The 16,039-nt window shown below is 68.0% G+C and carries 13 protein-coding genes and 3 pseudogenes; 10 read left to right on the top strand and 6 right to left on the bottom strand.

Annotation, left to right across the window (positions count from 1 at the left end; translation table 11 throughout):
- Positions 1-311: 311 nt before the first annotated feature.
- From ABFB10_RS16665 to ABFB10_RS16635, 7 genes and pseudogenes are all read left to right on the top strand, one after another.
- A complete protein-coding gene (locus ABFB10_RS16665; protein ID WP_347167358.1) occupies positions 312-1,994 on the top strand; it encodes an ABC transporter ATP-binding protein in 1,683 nt (560 codons plus the stop codon).
- Positions 1,991-2,878, top strand: coding sequence for an alpha/beta hydrolase fold domain-containing protein (locus tag ABFB10_RS16660; RefSeq protein ID WP_347167357.1), 888 nt, complete (start codon positions 1,991-1,993; stop codon positions 2,876-2,878). The genes ABFB10_RS16665 and ABFB10_RS16660 overlap by 4 nt, the downstream gene beginning before the upstream one ends.
- Positions 2,875-3,486, top strand: coding sequence for an enolase-like domain-containing protein (locus ABFB10_RS16655; protein WP_347167356.1), 612 nt, complete (start codon positions 2,875-2,877; stop codon positions 3,484-3,486). Before ABFB10_RS16660 ends, ABFB10_RS16655 begins: the two co-directional genes overlap by 4 nt.
- On the top strand, positions 3,393-4,022 hold the full coding sequence (locus ABFB10_RS16650; protein ID WP_347168044.1) for an enolase C-terminal domain-like protein: 630 nt from the start codon (positions 3,393-3,395) through the stop codon (positions 4,020-4,022). The genes ABFB10_RS16655 and ABFB10_RS16650 overlap by 94 nt, the downstream gene beginning before the upstream one ends.
- A 160-nt stretch (positions 4,023-4,182) precedes the next feature.
- Positions 4,183-5,430: a glucarate dehydratase family protein gene (locus tag ABFB10_RS16645; RefSeq protein ID WP_347167355.1), complete on the top strand. Its 1,248-nt coding sequence runs from the start codon at positions 4,183-4,185 to the stop codon at positions 5,428-5,430.
- A 237-nt stretch (positions 5,431-5,667) separates the two neighbouring features.
- A pseudogene (locus ABFB10_RS16640) lies at positions 5,668-6,381 on the top strand (sulfotransferase-like domain-containing protein); the annotation flags it as partial.
- Between the two features lie 6 nt (positions 6,382-6,387).
- Positions 6,388-7,326, top strand: coding sequence for an aminotransferase class IV (locus ABFB10_RS16635; protein WP_347168043.1), 939 nt, complete (start codon positions 6,388-6,390; stop codon positions 7,324-7,326).
- A gap of 219 nt (positions 7,327-7,545) precedes the next feature.
- On the opposite strand, the pseudogene ychF reads toward ABFB10_RS16635, so the two are convergent.
- Positions 7,546-8,643: pseudogene (gene ychF / locus ABFB10_RS16630) on the bottom strand (redox-regulated ATPase YchF).
- A gap of 126 nt (positions 8,644-8,769) precedes the next feature.
- Here ychF and ABFB10_RS16625 point away from each other — a divergent pair.
- A complete protein-coding gene (locus ABFB10_RS16625) occupies positions 8,770-9,189 on the top strand; it encodes a VOC family protein (RefSeq protein ID WP_347167354.1) in 420 nt (139 codons plus the stop codon).
- Between the two features lie 59 nt (positions 9,190-9,248).
- Here the strand turns inward: ABFB10_RS16625 and ABFB10_RS16620 are convergent, their stop codons facing one another.
- Complete coding sequence (locus ABFB10_RS16620; RefSeq protein ID WP_347167353.1) at positions 9,249-9,641, bottom strand: DUF805 domain-containing protein; 393 nt, start codon at positions 9,639-9,641, stop codon at positions 9,249-9,251.
- Between the two features lie 202 nt (positions 9,642-9,843).
- The gene (locus ABFB10_RS16615) at positions 9,844-11,202 is read right to left on the bottom strand and encodes an MATE family efflux transporter (protein WP_347167352.1); all 1,359 of its coding nucleotides are present in this window, start codon (positions 11,200-11,202) and stop codon (positions 9,844-9,846) included.
- 153 nt (positions 11,203-11,355) lie between these two features.
- Between ABFB10_RS16615 and ABFB10_RS16610 the strand changes: the two genes are divergently transcribed.
- Entirely contained in the window at positions 11,356-12,051 is a 696-nt protein-coding gene (locus ABFB10_RS16610) for a TIGR02453 family protein (RefSeq protein ID WP_347167351.1), read from the top strand.
- On the opposite strand, the pseudogene ppk2 reads toward ABFB10_RS16610, so the two are convergent.
- Positions 12,003-12,972: pseudogene (gene ppk2, locus ABFB10_RS16605) on the bottom strand (polyphosphate kinase 2). The gene ABFB10_RS16610 and the pseudogene ppk2 overlap by 49 nt on opposite strands.
- Positions 12,973-13,192: 220 nt before the next feature.
- On the opposite strand from ppk2, the gene trpA reads away from it, so the two are divergent.
- Positions 13,193-13,984, top strand: a complete 792-nt coding sequence (gene trpA, locus ABFB10_RS16600; protein ID WP_347167350.1) for a tryptophan synthase subunit alpha — start codon at positions 13,193-13,195, stop codon at positions 13,982-13,984.
- A 115-nt stretch (positions 13,985-14,099) separates the two neighbouring features.
- On the opposite strand, the gene ABFB10_RS16595 is transcribed toward trpA, so the two are convergent.
- Complete coding sequence (locus tag ABFB10_RS16595; RefSeq protein ID WP_347167349.1) at positions 14,100-15,386, bottom strand: ATP-binding protein; 1,287 nt, start codon at positions 15,384-15,386, stop codon at positions 14,100-14,102.
- Between the two features lie 104 nt (positions 15,387-15,490).
- Positions 15,491-16,027: a heme NO-binding domain-containing protein gene (locus ABFB10_RS16590; protein ID WP_347167348.1), complete on the bottom strand. Its 537-nt coding sequence runs from the start codon at positions 16,025-16,027 to the stop codon at positions 15,491-15,493.
- Between the last annotated feature and the right edge of the window lie 12 nt (positions 16,028-16,039).

The following is a 16,039-nucleotide window of genomic DNA, read 5'->3' as shown; positions in this document are numbered from 1 at the left end:
GCCAGCGAAGTGACTACGGCATCGAGCCGGCGGGGTGTCGAACCTCCGAACCCCCGCGCAACACGGCGCGCATGCGCCATGCCCGACCTCCCCGTCGCCCCAAAGGGGCGCCGATCGAGGTCGGCACGCCTATGGCGTGTCGGGAGGGCATATGTCCCACAGAGGTCACGCTCGGCAAGCCCGGTGGTCTGCGCCCGTATCGGTTCGCCCCGCGCAACGGCCCTCACGAGGTCGGGCATGGCGCATGCGCTGGCGTGGCACCCGGCATCCGATCAGGACTGCGCGTCGTTCACCCCATCGGAGGCCCGCCCATGACCGCCCCCATCATCCAGGTTCAGGACCTCAACGTCGGCTTTTCCAGCCGCAGGGGCGTGGTGGACGTGCTGCACGGCGTGTCCTTCGACCTGCATCGCGGCAAGACCACCTGCATCGTCGGTGAAAGCGGGTCCGGCAAGTCTGTCACCGCGCGCACGATCCTCAACATGGTGCCCCGCCCCGGTGTCATCAACGGCGGCCGGGTGCTGTTCTCGCCCGACGGGACGGAGCCCATGGACCTGACCGCCATGGACCCGCGCGGGCGCGAGATCCGCCGTATCCGGGGCGGACGCATCGGGATGATCTTTCAGGAACCCATGTCCTCCCTCTCGCCGGTCCACACCATCGGCAACCAGATCGTCGAGGCGATCCGCCTGCACCGCGACGTCGACAAGAAGACCGCGCGGCGGATGGCGGTGGACGCGCTGGCGCAGGTGGAGATCCCCAAGCCCGAGAAGGCCGTGGACCGCTACGCCTTCGAGTACTCCGGCGGGATGCGGCAGCGCGCCATGATCGCCATGGCACTGGCCTGCCGCCCGGACGTGCTGATCGCGGACGAACCGACCACGGCGCTGGACGTGACGACACAGGCGGAAATCCTCGACCTGATGCGCGACCTCCAGCGCGACCTGGGTATGGCGATCATGTTCATCACCCACGACATGGGCGTGGTGGCCGAAATCGCCGACGAGGTGGTGGTCATGGAAAAGGGCCACGTCGTCGAGCAGGGAGAGACCTTCCGCCTGTTTGCCGCGCCGCAGCACCCCTATACGCAGCGCCTGCTGGGCGCCGTGCGCCGGCTGGAGGAACCCGCCACCGCCAAGGTCCGCCCCGCCCCGGACGCGCGGCCGATCCTGACGGTCGACGACCTGCACCTGCATTTCGAGAAGAAGGAAGGCTTCTTCCAGCGCGTGACCGATGTGACCCGCGCGGTGGACGGCGTGTCCTTCACCCTGCGCGAGGGCGAGGCGCTGGGGATCGTCGGCGAAAGCGGTTCCGGCAAGACCACCGTGGGGCGCTGCATCGCGCGGGTCTACGACCCCAAGGGGCAGATCGACTACGCGGGCCAGAACCTTGTCACCGCCGAGGGGCGCGCGCTTCGGGATGCCCGGCGCCAGATCCGCATGATCTTTCAGGACCCCTTTGCCAGCCTCAACCCCCGCATGACGGTCAAGCAGATCGTGGCCGAGCCGCTGGTGGTGAACGGCCTCGCCGAGGGGCAGGAACTGGAGGACCGTGTCGCGAAGCTGCTGTCGGATGTCGGCCTCGACCCGGGCATGATGGAACGCTATCCGCATGCCTTCAGCGGCGGTCAGCGGCAGCGCATCGTCGTGGCCCGCGCCATTGCGCTGGACCCGAAGCTGGTGATCGCGGACGAGCCGACCTCGGCGCTGGATGTCTCGATCCGCACGCAGGTGCTGGACCTCCTATTGCGGCTGCAGGCCGAGATGGGGCTGTCCTTCCTCTTCATCAGCCACGACATGGCGGTGATCCGCTACTTCTGCGACCGGGTGGCGGTGATGTATCGTGGCCAGATCGTCGAGATCGGCGAGAGCGAGCAGATCATCACCGACCCGCAGCACCCCTATACCCGGGCGCTGCTGTCCTCCGTTCCGATCCCCGACCCCACCCTGCGCGGCACCCGCCAGCGCCACCGCTACACGGAGTCCGCCCGATGAACCTTGCCCAAGGCATTGCCGAAGCCCTTCAGAAAGAAGCCACCCTCACCCCCGAAGAGGCCGGGGTCTACTGGTCGCAGGGCGGCGCAGATGTGCCCTCGGAAGAGCTTTCCTACCCCGGCGGCGCGGGCCAGCCGCAGCGGCTGCGCCTCTACCGGGGCGGCGCGGAGGGCGCGCCGGTGCTGCTTTACATCCACGGCGGCGGCTGGGTCGGCGGCTCCATCGAGCTGCACGACTACTCGGCACGCGGTCTGGCCGCCGGGGCCCGCGCCAACGTGGTCTCGATCAGCTACCGCTTCGCGCCCGCGCATCCCTTCCCGGCGGGACTGGAGGATTGCCTCGCCGCCGCCCGCTGGATCGAGAGTGAGGGCGCGGCGCTTGGCCTGACCGGGCCGCTGGTCATCGGCGGCGCCTCGGCGGGCGGCAACCTTGCCGCCGCCGCCGCGCTGAGGTCCGACCCGGGGCGCTTCGCGGGGCTGCTGATCTTCTACGGCGTGCTGGGCTGCGACTTCGACAGCGACAGCTACACCCGCTACCGCGACGGCCCCGGCCTGACCCGCGCCCGCATGATGGAGCTTTTCGGCCACTACGACCCCGAGCGCCACGCCGCGTCAGAGCCGCTGATCACGCCGGTCCTGTCGGATGACCTGGGCCGCCTGCCGGACACGGCGATCATCGCTGCCGAACACGACGTGCTGCTCGACGACAACCGCGCCTTTGCCGAGGCCCTGCGCGCCGAGGGCGTGCGCACAGACTACCACGTCGAACCCGGCGTGACCCACGGCTTCATCAATCGCGGTCGCCTCGTGCCCGCCACCGATGCCGCCATCGCCCGGGCCTGCGCCTTCCTTGCAGGGATCGGGACCAAGGAGACGACCGCATGAAGATCACCGCCATCACCGCCCGGACCTTCCGGCACAGCACCAACACCGTGCGCGACAGCGATGGCCACGGCCACCCCGGCCCGGTCTCGCAGACCACCAGCGCCATCCTGTCGATCGAGACCGACGAAGGCCTCACCGGCCATATCGTCACCCGCACGGCGGATGTGTCCGAGGCGCTGCTGGACCGCTTCGTGCGGCCCAACCTGATCGGGCAGGACCCGCTTTGCACCGAAGCGCTCTGGTACAGGGTCTACAAGTGGCAGCGCCTTGGCGCCGGGCTGCTGACCGACCGCGTGCTGGCGGCGGTGGACCTCGCGCTGTGGGACCTGAAGGGCAAGGCCGCCGGGATGCCGGTCTGGAAGCTGCTGGGCGGGGCGCGACCCAAGATCCTCGCCTATGGCTCGACCATGTGCGGCGACGATCTGGAAAACGGCCTTGCCACGCCCGAGGACTACGCCCGCTTCGCCGACTGGCTGGTGAACACGCGCGGCTACAAGGCGGTCAAGCTGCACGGCTGGATGCCCCCGTCCCCGGCGCGCCGGACGTCAGGAAGGACTACAGCGCCTGCGCCGCCGTGCGCGAGGCGCTGGGGCCGGACGTGCCGCTGATGCTGGACCCGCACCACTTCTACACCCGGACAGAGGTCCTGTGGCTGGCCGACAAGCTGGCGAAACTGGACTTCGCCTGGATGGAAGAGCCGATGGAAGAGGCCTCGATGTCCTCGTTCAAGTGGCTGACCGCGAAGACGAAACTGAACATCCTCGGCCCCGAGACCATGACCGGCAAGCACTGGACCCGCGCCGAATGGGTCCGCCACGAGGCCTGCGACATCGTCCGCGCCGGGGTCTGGGACATGGGCGGCATCACCCCCGCGATGAAATGCGCGAACATGGCCGAGAGCTTTCACATGAGTTGCGAGATGCACGGCACCGGCGCCGCCAACCTCTCGGTCGCGCTGGCGATCCACAACACCAGCTACTACGAGCGCGGGCTGCTGCACCCCTTCATCGACTACGACGAGCCCAAGGCATACCAGAACCGCATCGACGACGAGATGGATGCCGAGGGCTACGTGCATGGCCGCGAAGACCCGGGGCTGGGGCAGGATCTGAACTGGGATTACATCGAGGGCAACCTTGTCTGACCCCTGCCGCGCCACCCCGCCCGGACCGACCGCTGTCGCACCGGGCTGCCTGAACCCTTTCTCCACCGAATCGCTTCAGGATGAAGGGCGGTAGGGAGAGGGACACTCCGAAACACCCGTTAACCGACCGTTCGCCCTGATTGACCAGCGGAAAACCTGTATGCCCGACACCCGTATCGCCGACGTCCGCGTCACCCCCATCGCCTTTGCCGACCCGCCCTTGCTGAACAATGCAGGCTGTCACCAACCCTTTGCCCTGCGCTCGATCATCGAGGTCGAGACCGGGGATGGCACGGTGGGTCTTGGCGAAAGCTACGGCTCCCAACCGGTGCTGAAGGCGCTGGCCCGCGTCACGCCGCATCTCACCGGCCTCGACGTCACCGATCTGAACGGCCTCGCCGCGCGCTGCCGCACCCATGTCACGGGTGCAATGGACGCCTACACCGGCGGCGAGCGGCTGTTGCCCCGCGTCATCGCCGCAATCGAGGTGGCCTGCTGGGATGCCTACGGCAAGGCCACGGGGCGCCGGGTCTGCGACCTGCTGGGCGGGCAGGTACGGCAGACAGTGCCCTTTTCGGCCTATCTCTTCTACAAGTTCGGCCAGCACGCCGATGGCACGCCCCCCGACGACTGGGGCGAAGCGCTGACGCCCGAGGGGCTGGTCGAACAGGCCGCCCGGATGAAGGCGCTTCACGGCTTCGACGCGATCAAGCTGAAGGCCGGCGTCTTCGAGCCCGAGGAAGAGATCGAGGGCCTGCGCGCCCTGCGCGACACCTTCCCCGAGGCGCCGCTGCGCATCGACCCGAACGGCGGCTGGAGCGTCGAGACCACGCTGAAGCTCTCGCCGCAGCTCGACGGTTTGGTCGAGTACCTCGAAGATCCGACCGTGGGCATCGAGGGCAACGCCCGGGTGCAGGCCGCAACGGATACGCCGCTGGCCACGAATATGTATGTCGTCCACGAAAGCCACCTGCCGCCCAATATGGCGCGGGATGCCTTTCGCGTGATCCTGTCGGACCACCATTACTGGGGCGGGCTGAGGGCCAGCCGCGAGCTTGCCCGGATCTGCGAGATCTGGGGGCTGGGGCTGTCGATGCACTCGAACTCTCATCTGGGGATCTCGCTGGCGGCGATGACCCATCTGGCCGCGGCCACGCCGAACCTGACCTACGACTGCGATACCCACTACCCATGGCAGAGCGACGAAGTGATCGAGGGCGGCAAGCTTGCCTTCACCGGTGGCTGCCTCGCCGTGCCGGAGGGGCCGGGCCTTGGTGTCACGCTCGACCGGGCAGAGCTGGCCCGGTTGCACCGCCAGTACCTTGCCTGCGGCATCACGCTGCGCGACGACGCAACCGAGATGAAGAAGCACCGGCCCGACTGGAGCTTCGCGCGCCCGAAGTTCTGAGCGGCCTGCCGCGCCCGGACCGCGCCCCGGGGAAAAGGCCGGGCGCCAAATCATGCATAAGGCGCCGGCGCCCTTCGCCCTCGCACCGAAGACCCGAGGCGCCGGTCCCGGCCAACCGGACGCCGGTTTCTTGCAAAGAAACCGACCCGAAGTCTTTGCAAGGCTTCGGTGCCTCCGCCGCTTGCGAATCCGCTGCGGCTCCGCTCTCCTGCGCGGGCCCCCTTGCAGGAGACCGCCATGCCCGCTTCGAATATTGCCATGTGGTCCGGCCCGCGCAACCTGTCGACGGCCATGATGTACGCCTTCGGCGCGCGGTCCGATTGCGCGGTCTGGGACGAGCCCTTCTACGCCGCCTACCTGCGGCTTACCGGCCTCGACCACCCGATGCGCGAGGCCATCATCGCCGCCGGAGAGCCCGACCCCGCCCGCGTCGCCAGCCGCTGCGCCGCGCCTGCGGACAGGCCGCTCTTCTACCAGAAGCACATGACCCACCACATGGTGCCGGGTGTGCCCCGCGACTGGTTCGGCTCGGTCGCGCATGTCTTCCTGATCCGCCATCCGGCCCGCGTTCTTGCCAGCTATGACCGCAAGCGCGAACGCGCGACGCTGGACGACATCGGCTTTCGCCAGCAGGCCGAGATCTTCGATGCGATCCGCGCGCAGGGCCTGCCCGTGACCGTGATCGACAGCGCCGAGATCCGCGCCGCGCCAGAGCCGATGCTGCGCAGGCTCTGCACGGCGCTGGCGATCCCCTACGACCCGGCGATGACCCACTGGCCCGCAGGCGGCCACAAGGACGACGGCGTCTGGGCCGCGCATTGGTACGATGCCGTGCACCGCTCTACCGGTTTCGCCGGGGCCGAAGGCCCGCTGCCGGTGCTCGACGGCCCGCTGGCCGGGGTCTGCGCCGAGGCCCTGCCCTATTACGAGAAGATGCGCGCGGAGGCGCTGGAGACCATGATCGACCCCACCGACCGCACCACCCATGACGCCGAGCACGACCCGCGCAACGACGCGCTGCTGATCCACGTCAACGGCGCTCTGGTGCCGAAGGACGAGGCGGTGGTCTCTGTCTACGACTCTGGCTTCATGCTGGGCGACGGCATGTGGGAGGGGATGCGACTTTACGACGGCGAATGGGCCTTCTTCGATGCGCATATGGACAGGCTGTTCGACAGCTGCAAGGCGGTGAGCCTCGACATCGGCAAGAGCCGCGACCAGATCCGCGCCCTGCTGGACGAGACCGCCGCCGCCAACGGCATGACCGGCGACGCCCATTGCCGCCTGATGGTGACGCGCGGGCGCAAGGCCAAGCCCTTCCAGCACCCGTCCCTCTCGCGCTGGGGGCCAACCATCGTCGCCATCGTCGAGCATTCCAAACCCGCCGCCGGGCTGGCCGGGGGCATCCGTCTGGCCAGCGTGCCGCAGGTGCGCGGCCTGCCCCACAGCCAGGACGCCAAGTTCAACAGCCATTCGAAGCTGAACTGTGTGATCGCCTGCCTTCAGGCCGAGGCGGCGGGCGCCGACGAGGCGCTGATGCTGGACCCGCATGGCTTCGTGAACACCACCAACGCCTGCAACCTCTTCGTGGTGCGCCGGGGCGAAGTCTGGACCTCGACGGGCGACTACTGCATGAACGGCGTCACCCGCGCCAATGTCATCGCGCTGTGTCGCGAGAACGGTATCCCGGTCTTCGAGAAGAACTTTTCCCTCTACGAGGCATACGGCGCGGAAGAAGTCTTTCTGACCGGCACCTTCGGGGCGCAGACCCGGGTGGCCAGCATCGACGGCAAGCCGGTGGGCGACGGGTCAATGCCCGTCACAGAACGCCTCCGAACGCTCTACAAGGGTCTCGTGACGCGCACCGTGGCGGCGCAGAAGGCCGCGCGGGCATAGACGCGGGGGGGACCTATGCGGCGCGAATGTCTACCGGGCTGGCCATTGATGCGCGGCGGTCATTCAGGCGCGCCAAGGCAGAACAGGCGGGCGCGCTGGCCGGGCAAGACTGCCTGGGCGCAGGCGCTGAGCAGGCAAGGCAGCCTGCGCTGACGGGGTGTCGCCTTTCCCCGGCGCGGCGGGGGCGCAGGGCACCGGCCCCGCGCCCGCCGTCACGGATCAGGTGTTGAAGAGGAAGTGCAGGACGTCGCCGTCCTTGACCTCGTAGCCCTTCCCCTCGGCGCGCATCTTGCCCGCCTCCTTGGCGCCCGCCTCGCCCCCGGCGGCGACGTAGTCGTCAAAGGCCACGGTCTCGGCGCGGATGAAGCCGCGCTCGAAATCGCCGTGGATCACGCCCGCCGCCTGCGGCGCCAGCGTGCCCTTGCGGATCGTCCGTGCGCGGGCCTCTTTCGGGCCGACGGTGAAATAGGTCTGAAGGCCCAGCAGCTCGTAGCCCGCCTTGATGAGACGGTCGAGACCGGCCTCTTCAAGGCCCAGCTCGTCGAGAAACTCGCGCGCCTCTTCGGCGTCGAGCTGGCTGATCTCTTCCTCGATCTTGGCGCTGATGACGACGTGGGAATTGCCCTGCGCCGCAGCCATTTCCGCCACGCTGGCCGACAGCGCGTTGCCCTCTGCGGCCTCGCCTTCATCGACGTTGCAGACGTAGAGCACCGGCTTCGCGCTAAGCAATTGCAGCATCCGCCAAGCCTTCTGGTCGTCCTCGGCCACCTCGACCAGACGCGCGGGCTTGCCCTCTTCCAGCACCGCCAGCGCGGCCTTCATCAGGCGTTCCTGCTGGACCGCCTCCTTGTCGCCGCCGCGCACCTTGCGGACGATGTTCTGAAGCCGCTTTTCCAGCGATTCCATGTCGGCGATGATCAGCTCGGTCTCGATGGTCTCGGCATCGGCCACCGGGTCGACGCGGCTCGTCGACATGGGTCACGTCGTCGTCTTCAAAGCAGCGCAACACATGCGCGATGGCATCGGTCTCGCGGATATTGGCGAGGAACTGGTTGCCGAGGCCCTCCCCTTCGAGGCGCCCTTCACCAGACCGGCGATGTCCACGAAGGTCATGCGCGTGGGAATGATGTTCTGCGACTTGGCGATCCCGGCCAGCGTATCCAGACGCGGGTCCGGCACGCCGACGTCGCCCACGTTGGGCTCGATCGTGCAGAAGGGAAAGTTCGCGGCCTGCGCGGCGGCGGTTTTGGTCAGAGCGTTGAAGAGGGTCGACTTGCCGACGTTCGGCAGACCCACGATGCCCATGCGAAATCCCATGTCGCGTTCCCTTTCTGGCGGTTCCGGCGCCTTCTAGGCAGAGCATGGCCAAAGCGCAAGCACGCCGCTTGACGCGGGCGCCCCGGGGTGGATAGGTTGATATCAACGCAACTTGGAGAACGCGCGATGCAAATCATCCCCTACCTCTTCTTCCCCGGCACCTGCCGAGAGGCCATGACCCGCTATGCCGAGATCCTTGGCGTCGAGGCGCCCGAGATCATGGCCTTTGCCGACCTGCCGGAGGAAGACAAGGCGCATATGCCGGGCGTTGCCGACGACGCGGTCATGAATGCCTCGCTGAATATCGGGTCGGGTACGCTGATGGGTTCGGACGAGGTCGGGCCGGACTTCACGCCCATGGCCGGGTCTTCGGTCAATATCGTGCTGCCGACAGCGGAGGAGGCGCAACGTGTCTTCGACGCCCTGAGCGAGGGCGGAGAGGTTCGGATGCCCATGATGCCGATGTTCTGGACACCGGCCTTCGGCACGCTGTCCGACAAATGGGGCACCCGCTGGATGGTCATGGCCGAAGAATACGAGGGCTGACACCAAAAAGGGGCGGCGCGATCCGCTCGCGCCGCCCCCTTTCCTTCAAGCGGCAGAGATCAGCCGTACTGGTTCTGTGCCGGGTCGGGCTTCTTGGCGAACCAGACGATCAGGATGATGAAGCCGATCAGCGGGATCAGGCCGATCAGCAACCACCATCCGCTTTTGCCGATATCATGCAGGCGGCGGGCGCCGATGGCGAGGCTGGGAACCAGCGTCACCAGCGAGAAGATCATGCCCAGGAAGGGAACGCCGCCCGCGCCGGTGAGGATGGTGTCGACCACCCCGACCACGATGTTGATCACGATCAGCAGCAGGACGGCCTTCCAGTATTCGCCCCGGTTCGAGCGGCCCTCGAACTTGATGTAATTGGCGAAAAACAGCTTCAGCGCCTCGCCGTAGCCGACCTCGCGGCTGTAGGCCGAACCGCCGGTGTATCCGCCGTTACCCATCGTGCTTTCCATGGTCATGTCCCTTTGCAAATCTCATGTGTCTTGTATTGCCCCGGGCCTGTCGCCCTTGGGTTCCGGGCAGAGTAAACCACTTCACCCGGGCTTGGGACAATGCTGGTTTTCCCCACTCTGCGCGGGGCATTTCAAGGCCGAAACCGCGTGGCGCACGCGGTCTGGCTGCTCGCCTTTCCGGATTTTGCCGTCAGGCCGCCGAAACCTGCGCCTCTGCCAGTGCCGCGCCGCGTGTCCAGAACCGCCAGATCAGCAGCGCCGCCGCCACCGCCAGCCCAAGGGTCAGCCCCAGCCAGACGCCGATCCCGCCCAGCCCGAGCGGGAAGGCAAACAGCAGCGTCGAGGGCAGGCCGATCCCCCAATAGGCCACCGAGGCCATGATCATCGGCACCCGCGTGTCCTGAAGGCCGCGCAGCAGCCCGAGGTGCAGAACCTGTGCCGCATCCGCCAGCTGGAACAGCGCGGCGAAGAACAGGAAGCGTTTGCCGGTGGCGATGATTTCGTCCCGCGCCGGATCCTCCGGGTCGACGAAGGCCCCGACCAGCGTTTCCGGCAGCAGCAGGAACAGGGCCATCGACAGGGCCACGCCCACCGCGCCCAGCACCACGACGACCCGCGCGCCCGCCAGCAGATGCCCGAGGTCGCGCCGCCCCAGCGCATTGCCGACCCGCACCGTGGCCGCGTTCGACAGGCCGACCTGCATCATGAAGGTGGCCGAGGTGATCTGAAGCGCGACCCCATGCGCCGCCAGCGGCACATTGCCCAGCCAGCCCATCGGCAACGCGGCGGCGGCGAACATCGCCACCTCGGCCAGCGTGGTCAGCCCGATCGGCAGGCCCAGCCGGAAGACCCGGCTGAACATCTCGCCATCCGCCCGCCAGAAACGCACGAACAGCTGGTGCTCGGGGCGCTTGCGCAGCGCGTAGGCCACTACCAGCAACAGGGACACGGTTTGCACCAGCACCGAGGCGACCGCCGCCCCGGCGATCCCCATCTCCGGCGCGCCCCAGTTGCCGAAGACCAGCGCGTAGTTCGCCGGCACGTTCAGCGCCGCCGCCGCCAGCGTGATGACCATGGCGACGCGGGTATCCTCGAGCCCGGCGAGGTAGTTCTTCAGAACCATGACCCCCAGCGCGGGCAGCATGCCCAGCGAGGCGATGCGCAGGTAGGTCTGCGCCAGCGCCGCGATTTCCGGGCTTTGACCAAGGCCGCGCAGGATCGGCGCTGACAACCACAGGACCGGCAGGACCGCGGCAAAATACAGCCCCGACAGCCACAGCGCCATCCGCGTCGAGCGGCGCACGGACACGTCATCCCCCTGCGCCGCGAAGGTCGCGACCATGGGCATCACCGCCCGGGCAAAACCCGAACCGAACAGGAACAGCGTGAAGAACAGCGACGAGGCCAGTGTCAGGGCCGCCAGTTCCGGCACCCCGTACCAGCCCATCATCAGCGTATCGGTGAACCCGATGGCGAATTGCGCAAGGTGCCCGCCGATCAGCGGCAGACCCAGCGCCAGCGTGGCCCGGGCATGTGCCCGAAAATTCATCACATCCTGTCCCATGCTTCGCGCTTACGCCCGGTCCCGCGAAAGGGCAAGCCATGGCGGCACCGGGCGCCGCCGAGGACGTCCGCATGTGGCATGCCAGCCGGGCCGTTCTGTGCTAGAATTGCACCGACCCCACCCGGCGCGGAGGCACCCATGGCCGATCCCATCGCCCTGTCAGGCTTCTTCGCGGACAGCCGCGCCTTTCTGAAGGCCCTGTCCGAAAACAACGACCGCGGCTGGTTCAACGCCAACAAGGCGCAATACGACAGCGCGCTGAAACGCCCCTCGGAAAAGCTGCTGACAGAGATCGCCGCCTGGTTCTCGCAAGAGCTGAACCTGCACCCGCGCACGAAACTCTTCCGCCCGCACCGCGACGTGCGCTTCTCCGAGGACAAGACGCCCTTTCACACGCATCTTCACATGATGTGGTTCCTGCCCGACGGGCGCAGCTGGATGCTGGGGATCGCGCCCGACTACGCGACGACCGGCGCGGGCATCATGCGCTTCGAAAGGGATCAGCAGCTTCGCTGGCGCGAGGCCGTGGCCTCTGACGCCGGGGCAGAGCTGGAGGCGATCCTTGGCGCAGGCGGCTGGCGCATCGACGACCCTGAAATGAGGCGGATGCCGCACCCCTACCCGGCGGACCACCCCCGCGCGGCGCTGCTGCGCCAGCGCGGGCTGATCGCATGGGCCGACGGGCTGGAACAGGCGCTGACCGCCGACCCGGAACAGACGCTGAAGGATCGCTTCGCGGCGTTCCGTACCGCTGATGGACTGGCTGACGCAGGTGACCTGACCGGTCAGCTTTCCGGGTCCGCCCCGGGACGCAGCACGCCGCCCAGGATATGATCGGAACGGTGGATGACATGCTGCGCCCCGCCGACGATCAGCGGATCCGGTGCCCGGGCCACCCCGGGATCCTTGCCGGGATAGTCGAGCGTCGACAGGAAGTGCTTCATGCAGTTCAGCCTTGCGCGTTTCTTGTCGTTCGACTTCACCACGGTCCAGGGCGCATCCGCCGTATCGGTGTAGAAGAACATCGCCTCCTTCGCCTCGGTGTAGTCGTCCCAGCGCCCGAGAGAGGCCTTGTCGATCGGCGACAGCTTCCATTGCTTCAGCGGATCGGTCTCGCGGCTGACGAAACGGGCGGCCTGTTCGTCGCGCGTGACAGAAAACCAGTACTTGTAAAGCCGGATGCCGGACCGCACCAGCATGCGTTCCAGTTCGGGCGTCTGGCGCATGAACTCGAGGTACCTCGGCCGGCTCGCAAAAGCCCATGACCCGCTCGACCCCCGCCCGGTTGTACCACGAGCGGTCGTAGAGCACGATCTCTCCGGCGGTGGGCAGCTGCGCGACGTAGCGCTGGAAATACCATTGCCCGCGCTCTTCCTCGGTCGGCTTGTTCAGGGCGACAACGCGGGCATGGCGCGGATTCAGATGTTCGGTGAAGCGCTTGATGGTGCCACCCTTGCCCGCCGCATCGCGGCCCTCGAACAGCAGCACGAACTTCTGCCCGGTCTCCAGCGCCCAAAGCTGGACCTTCAGAAGCTCCGCCTGCAGCTGCGCCTTCTCGCGCTCGTAGCTGCGGCGCGAGAGCTTCACGTCATAGGGGTAGGTGCCGCTCTCGAAAGCGTGGCGGATCTCGGCAGGCGTGGGCTGGCGCCGGGTCGGCGCCCGGGGTGCGACAGGGGTCTGCGCCGCCGCCCCCGGGGCAGCCGTTGCAATCTCGACGGGGGGCTCTTCCCGGGGCGTGCCGCTGGCGTCCTGCATCGTCTCTCCCTCCTCGACCGTCACGGGTCTACTCGGCATCTTCTCTGGCCGCCACCGGCCTGTCAAATCCCACCCCGCCGCACCCTGCCCCGCGATCCTGCGCCGCCATGGCACCACGCGTGGGGCGACCTGAGCCCCCCGGGCGCGCTTTCCCTCCGCCATTGCTTTTCCCGCGCGCATCCGGCAACACGGCAAGGCCCCTGCCGAAGGAAGGACCAATATGACTCGCATCGACGCCACCTTTGCCCGCCTCCGCTCCGAGGGGAAAAAGGCCTTCGTTTCCTACATCATGGCCGGAGACCCGGACGTCGACGCCTCGCTTGCGGTCATGAAGGGCCTGCCGGGCGCCGGGGTGGACATCATCGAGCTGGGTCTGCCCTTCACCGATCCCATGGCCGACGGCTCGACGATCCAGCTGGCCGGTCAGCGCGCCCTGGAACAGGGCATGACGCTGGACCGCACCCTGCAGATGGTTCGCGACTTCCGCGTCGGGAACGACAGCACCCCCATCGTGCTGATGGGCTATTACAACCCGATCTACTCGCGTGGCGTCGACACCTTCCTGGCCCAGGCGAAAGAGGCCGGGATCGACGGGCTGATCATCGTCGACCTGCCCCCCGAAGAGGACGAAGAGCTTTGCCTGCCCGCACAGGCCGCCGGGCTGAACTTCATCCGCCTCGCCACGCCCACCACCGATGATGCCCGCCTGCCGCGCGTGCTGCAGAACACCAGCGGCTTCGTCTACTACGTCTCGATCACCGGCATCACCGGCGCCGCCGCCGCGCAGGCCGTGGACGTCGGCCCCGAGGTTGCCCGCATCAAGGCCGGCACCGACCTGCCCGTGATCGTGGGCTTCGGCATCCGCACCCCCGAAACCGCGCGCGAGATCGCATCGGTCGCGGACGGCTGCGTGGTCGGCTCCGCCATCGTCGGCGAGATCGCCAAGGGCCGCCCGACCGCAGAGATCCTTGCCTTCGTCGAGGGCCTTGCAAGCGGCGCCCACAGCGCCTGAGCCGCATCGCCGCCCCGGGGCGGCGCCCGGCAGCATCGCCCGCCGCTGCCGGGCCGAGGCACAGGATTGGCCCGGTCGCGGCCCCCGCGCCGCGCCCGGGGGCCGCGTCCACAGGTCATTGCCCCTGCCCGCCCGGCCCCTGCGGCCCGGTGCTCCGGTCATACAACAGCCGGGCCATGGCTTCGCAAAGGTCTTCGCGGCGGACCGGCTTGGCCACATGCGCATCGATGCCCTGCCGCAGGTACTCTGCCACCTGATGCGTCATGGCGTTGGCGGTCAGGGCGACGATCGGCACCCGCCTCAGCCCCAGCGCCGCCTCGCTCTGGCGGATCATGGCCGCCGCCTCCAGCCCGTTCAGAACCGGCATGTTCACATCCATCAGGATCAGGTCGAAAGGGTCGTGGCAATGCACCTCGACCGCCTGCGCCCCGTTGCCGACATACTCGATATCCAGTTCGAAATTGCGCAGCAGCAGCCGCAGGACCTTCTGGTTCGTCAGGCTGTCCTCGGCCACCAGAATGCGCCATGACCGCGACCTCAGGACACTGTCGGCGCTGCGCGGATTGCGGGCCTGCCGGTCTGCCGCGCCGCCGGCCCGTTCGACCCGCAGGGTGGCGACGAAGCAGCTTCCGCCCCCGGGCACCGCGCGATAGACCAGATCGCCGCCCATCAACCGACAGATCTGGCGCGAGATCGCAAGGCCAAGACCGGTGCCGCCAAAGCGCCGGGTGATCGTCTCGTCGGTCTGCGAAAAGGCCTCGAACAGCCGGTCGCGGCGCTCTTCGGGCACCCCCGGGCCGCTGTCACGCACCCGCAACTGCAGCTCTGACCCGGTCTGGCGCACATGGACCTGAACGCCCCCTTCCGGCGTGAACTTGATCGCGTTGGAGACGAGGTTGCCCAGAACCTGCCGCACCCGGGTCGGATCGACGCGCACCCAGCGCCGGGCACTGCCGTTGACCTCGACCGCGAAACTCAGTCCCTTGCGCTCTGCCCGGTCGCGGTACAGCTTGAGCGTCTCGTTGCACAACAGGCGCAGATCCACGTCCTGCGCCTCCAGCTCCATCTTGCGGGCCTCGATCTTGCTCAGGTCCAGCACGTCGTTGAGCAGCGACAGCAGCGATTGCCCGGACTGCAGGATGGTCTGCGCCATCTCCATCTGTTCGGCGCTCAGCTCGGTTTCCGCCAGCACCGTCGCCATGCCCAGAACCCCGTTCAGGGGCGTCCGGATCTCGTGGCTGATCATGGCGAGAAAGCCGCTTTTGGCGGCATTGGCGCTTTCGGCGGCGACCATGGCGGCCTTCAGCTGTTCCGTGCGCGCGTCAAAGGCCTTTTCCAGCGACTCCGCGTGGGTGGCCAGCCTTTGCTGCGACTCGAAAAGCGCGCGGGCTTTCTCTTCCAACAGGTGCTCTGCCGCGATCCGGGCCAGCCGCTCGCGCTCGTAGCGGCGGCGCGAGACACCGTCCGGCGGCGCCCCCTGACCGGTACCGCGCGCCCTGCCATCCGCTACCGCTCCAGCCGGATATCGAAGACCGCGCCGTCGGGCGGGCGCGGGGTGCAACGGACCTCGACCGCCATGCCGTAATGCGCGACGCAGGCCTCTATCAGGCCGTGGCAGAAGGCGGTCAGGGGCCGCGCCGAGGTATAGATCATCTGCAACTCCCCGGCGCCCCTGCGCGCGGTCCGGAACCGCGGCAGTTCGGCATCCGGGTACAGCTTGCGCACCTCGACGTGGATTTCGCCGTCGACCGACTCCAGCATCTCCAGCGGGCCGGGCTTGCCGGCGAAGACCCCCGGGTAGTGGGCCACGAAATACCGCAGCATCCAGCCGCCGAACGCCCGTTGCAGAGCCTCCACGCTCATGCCCGTATGCGGACACAGCCCGCCGACGATGGCCATGAGATCGGAGCAGGGATAAGAGCCCACCGCCGTGAAGACCCCGCCAGAGCTCAGCTCTGCCTCGTCGAGAACCGCATCGACGACCGCTTCGCCCACGGCCTGCTCTGCCATGGCCAGCAATTCGGTGAACACGATGCCCTTCACGGGAACCCTCCT

Source organism: Ponticoccus litoralis, from assembly GCF_039769985.1.
Lineage (GTDB): Bacteria > Pseudomonadota > Alphaproteobacteria > Rhodobacterales > Rhodobacteraceae > Ponticoccus > Ponticoccus litoralis.
The sequence above is the reverse complement of the archived record's forward strand: the minus strand, read 5'-3'. Positions and strand labels throughout refer to the sequence as shown.

What these genes read in the sequence shown, in the direction of transcription:
- ABFB10_RS16665 (WP_347167358.1), top strand. Translation starts at nt 312, where the DNA reads ATGACCGCCCCCATCATCCAGGTTCAGGACCTCAACGTCGGCTTTTCC.
- ABFB10_RS16660 (WP_347167357.1), top strand. Translation starts at nt 1,991, where the DNA reads ATGAACCTTGCCCAAGGCATTGCCGAAGCCCTTCAGAAAGAAGCCACC.
- ABFB10_RS16655 (WP_347167356.1), top strand. Translation starts at nt 2,875, where the DNA reads ATGAAGATCACCGCCATCACCGCCCGGACCTTCCGGCACAGCACCAAC.
- ABFB10_RS16645 (WP_347167355.1), top strand. Translation starts at nt 4,183, where the DNA reads ATGCCCGACACCCGTATCGCCGACGTCCGCGTCACCCCCATCGCCTTT.
- ABFB10_RS16635 (WP_347168043.1), top strand. Translation starts at nt 6,388, where the DNA reads ATGATCGACCCCACCGACCGCACCACCCATGACGCCGAGCACGACCCG.
- ABFB10_RS16625 (WP_347167354.1), top strand. Translation starts at nt 8,770, where the DNA reads ATGCAAATCATCCCCTACCTCTTCTTCCCCGGCACCTGCCGAGAGGCC.
- ABFB10_RS16620 (WP_347167353.1), bottom strand. Translation starts at nt 9,641, where the DNA reads ATGGGTAACGGCGGATACACCGGCGGTTCGGCCTACAGCCGCGAGGTC.
- ABFB10_RS16615 (WP_347167352.1), bottom strand. Translation starts at nt 11,202, where the DNA reads ATGAATTTTCGGGCACATGCCCGGGCCACGCTGGCGCTGGGTCTGCCG.
- ABFB10_RS16610 (WP_347167351.1), top strand. Translation starts at nt 11,356, where the DNA reads ATGGCCGATCCCATCGCCCTGTCAGGCTTCTTCGCGGACAGCCGCGCC.
- trpA (WP_347167350.1), top strand. Translation starts at nt 13,193, where the DNA reads ATGACTCGCATCGACGCCACCTTTGCCCGCCTCCGCTCCGAGGGGAAA.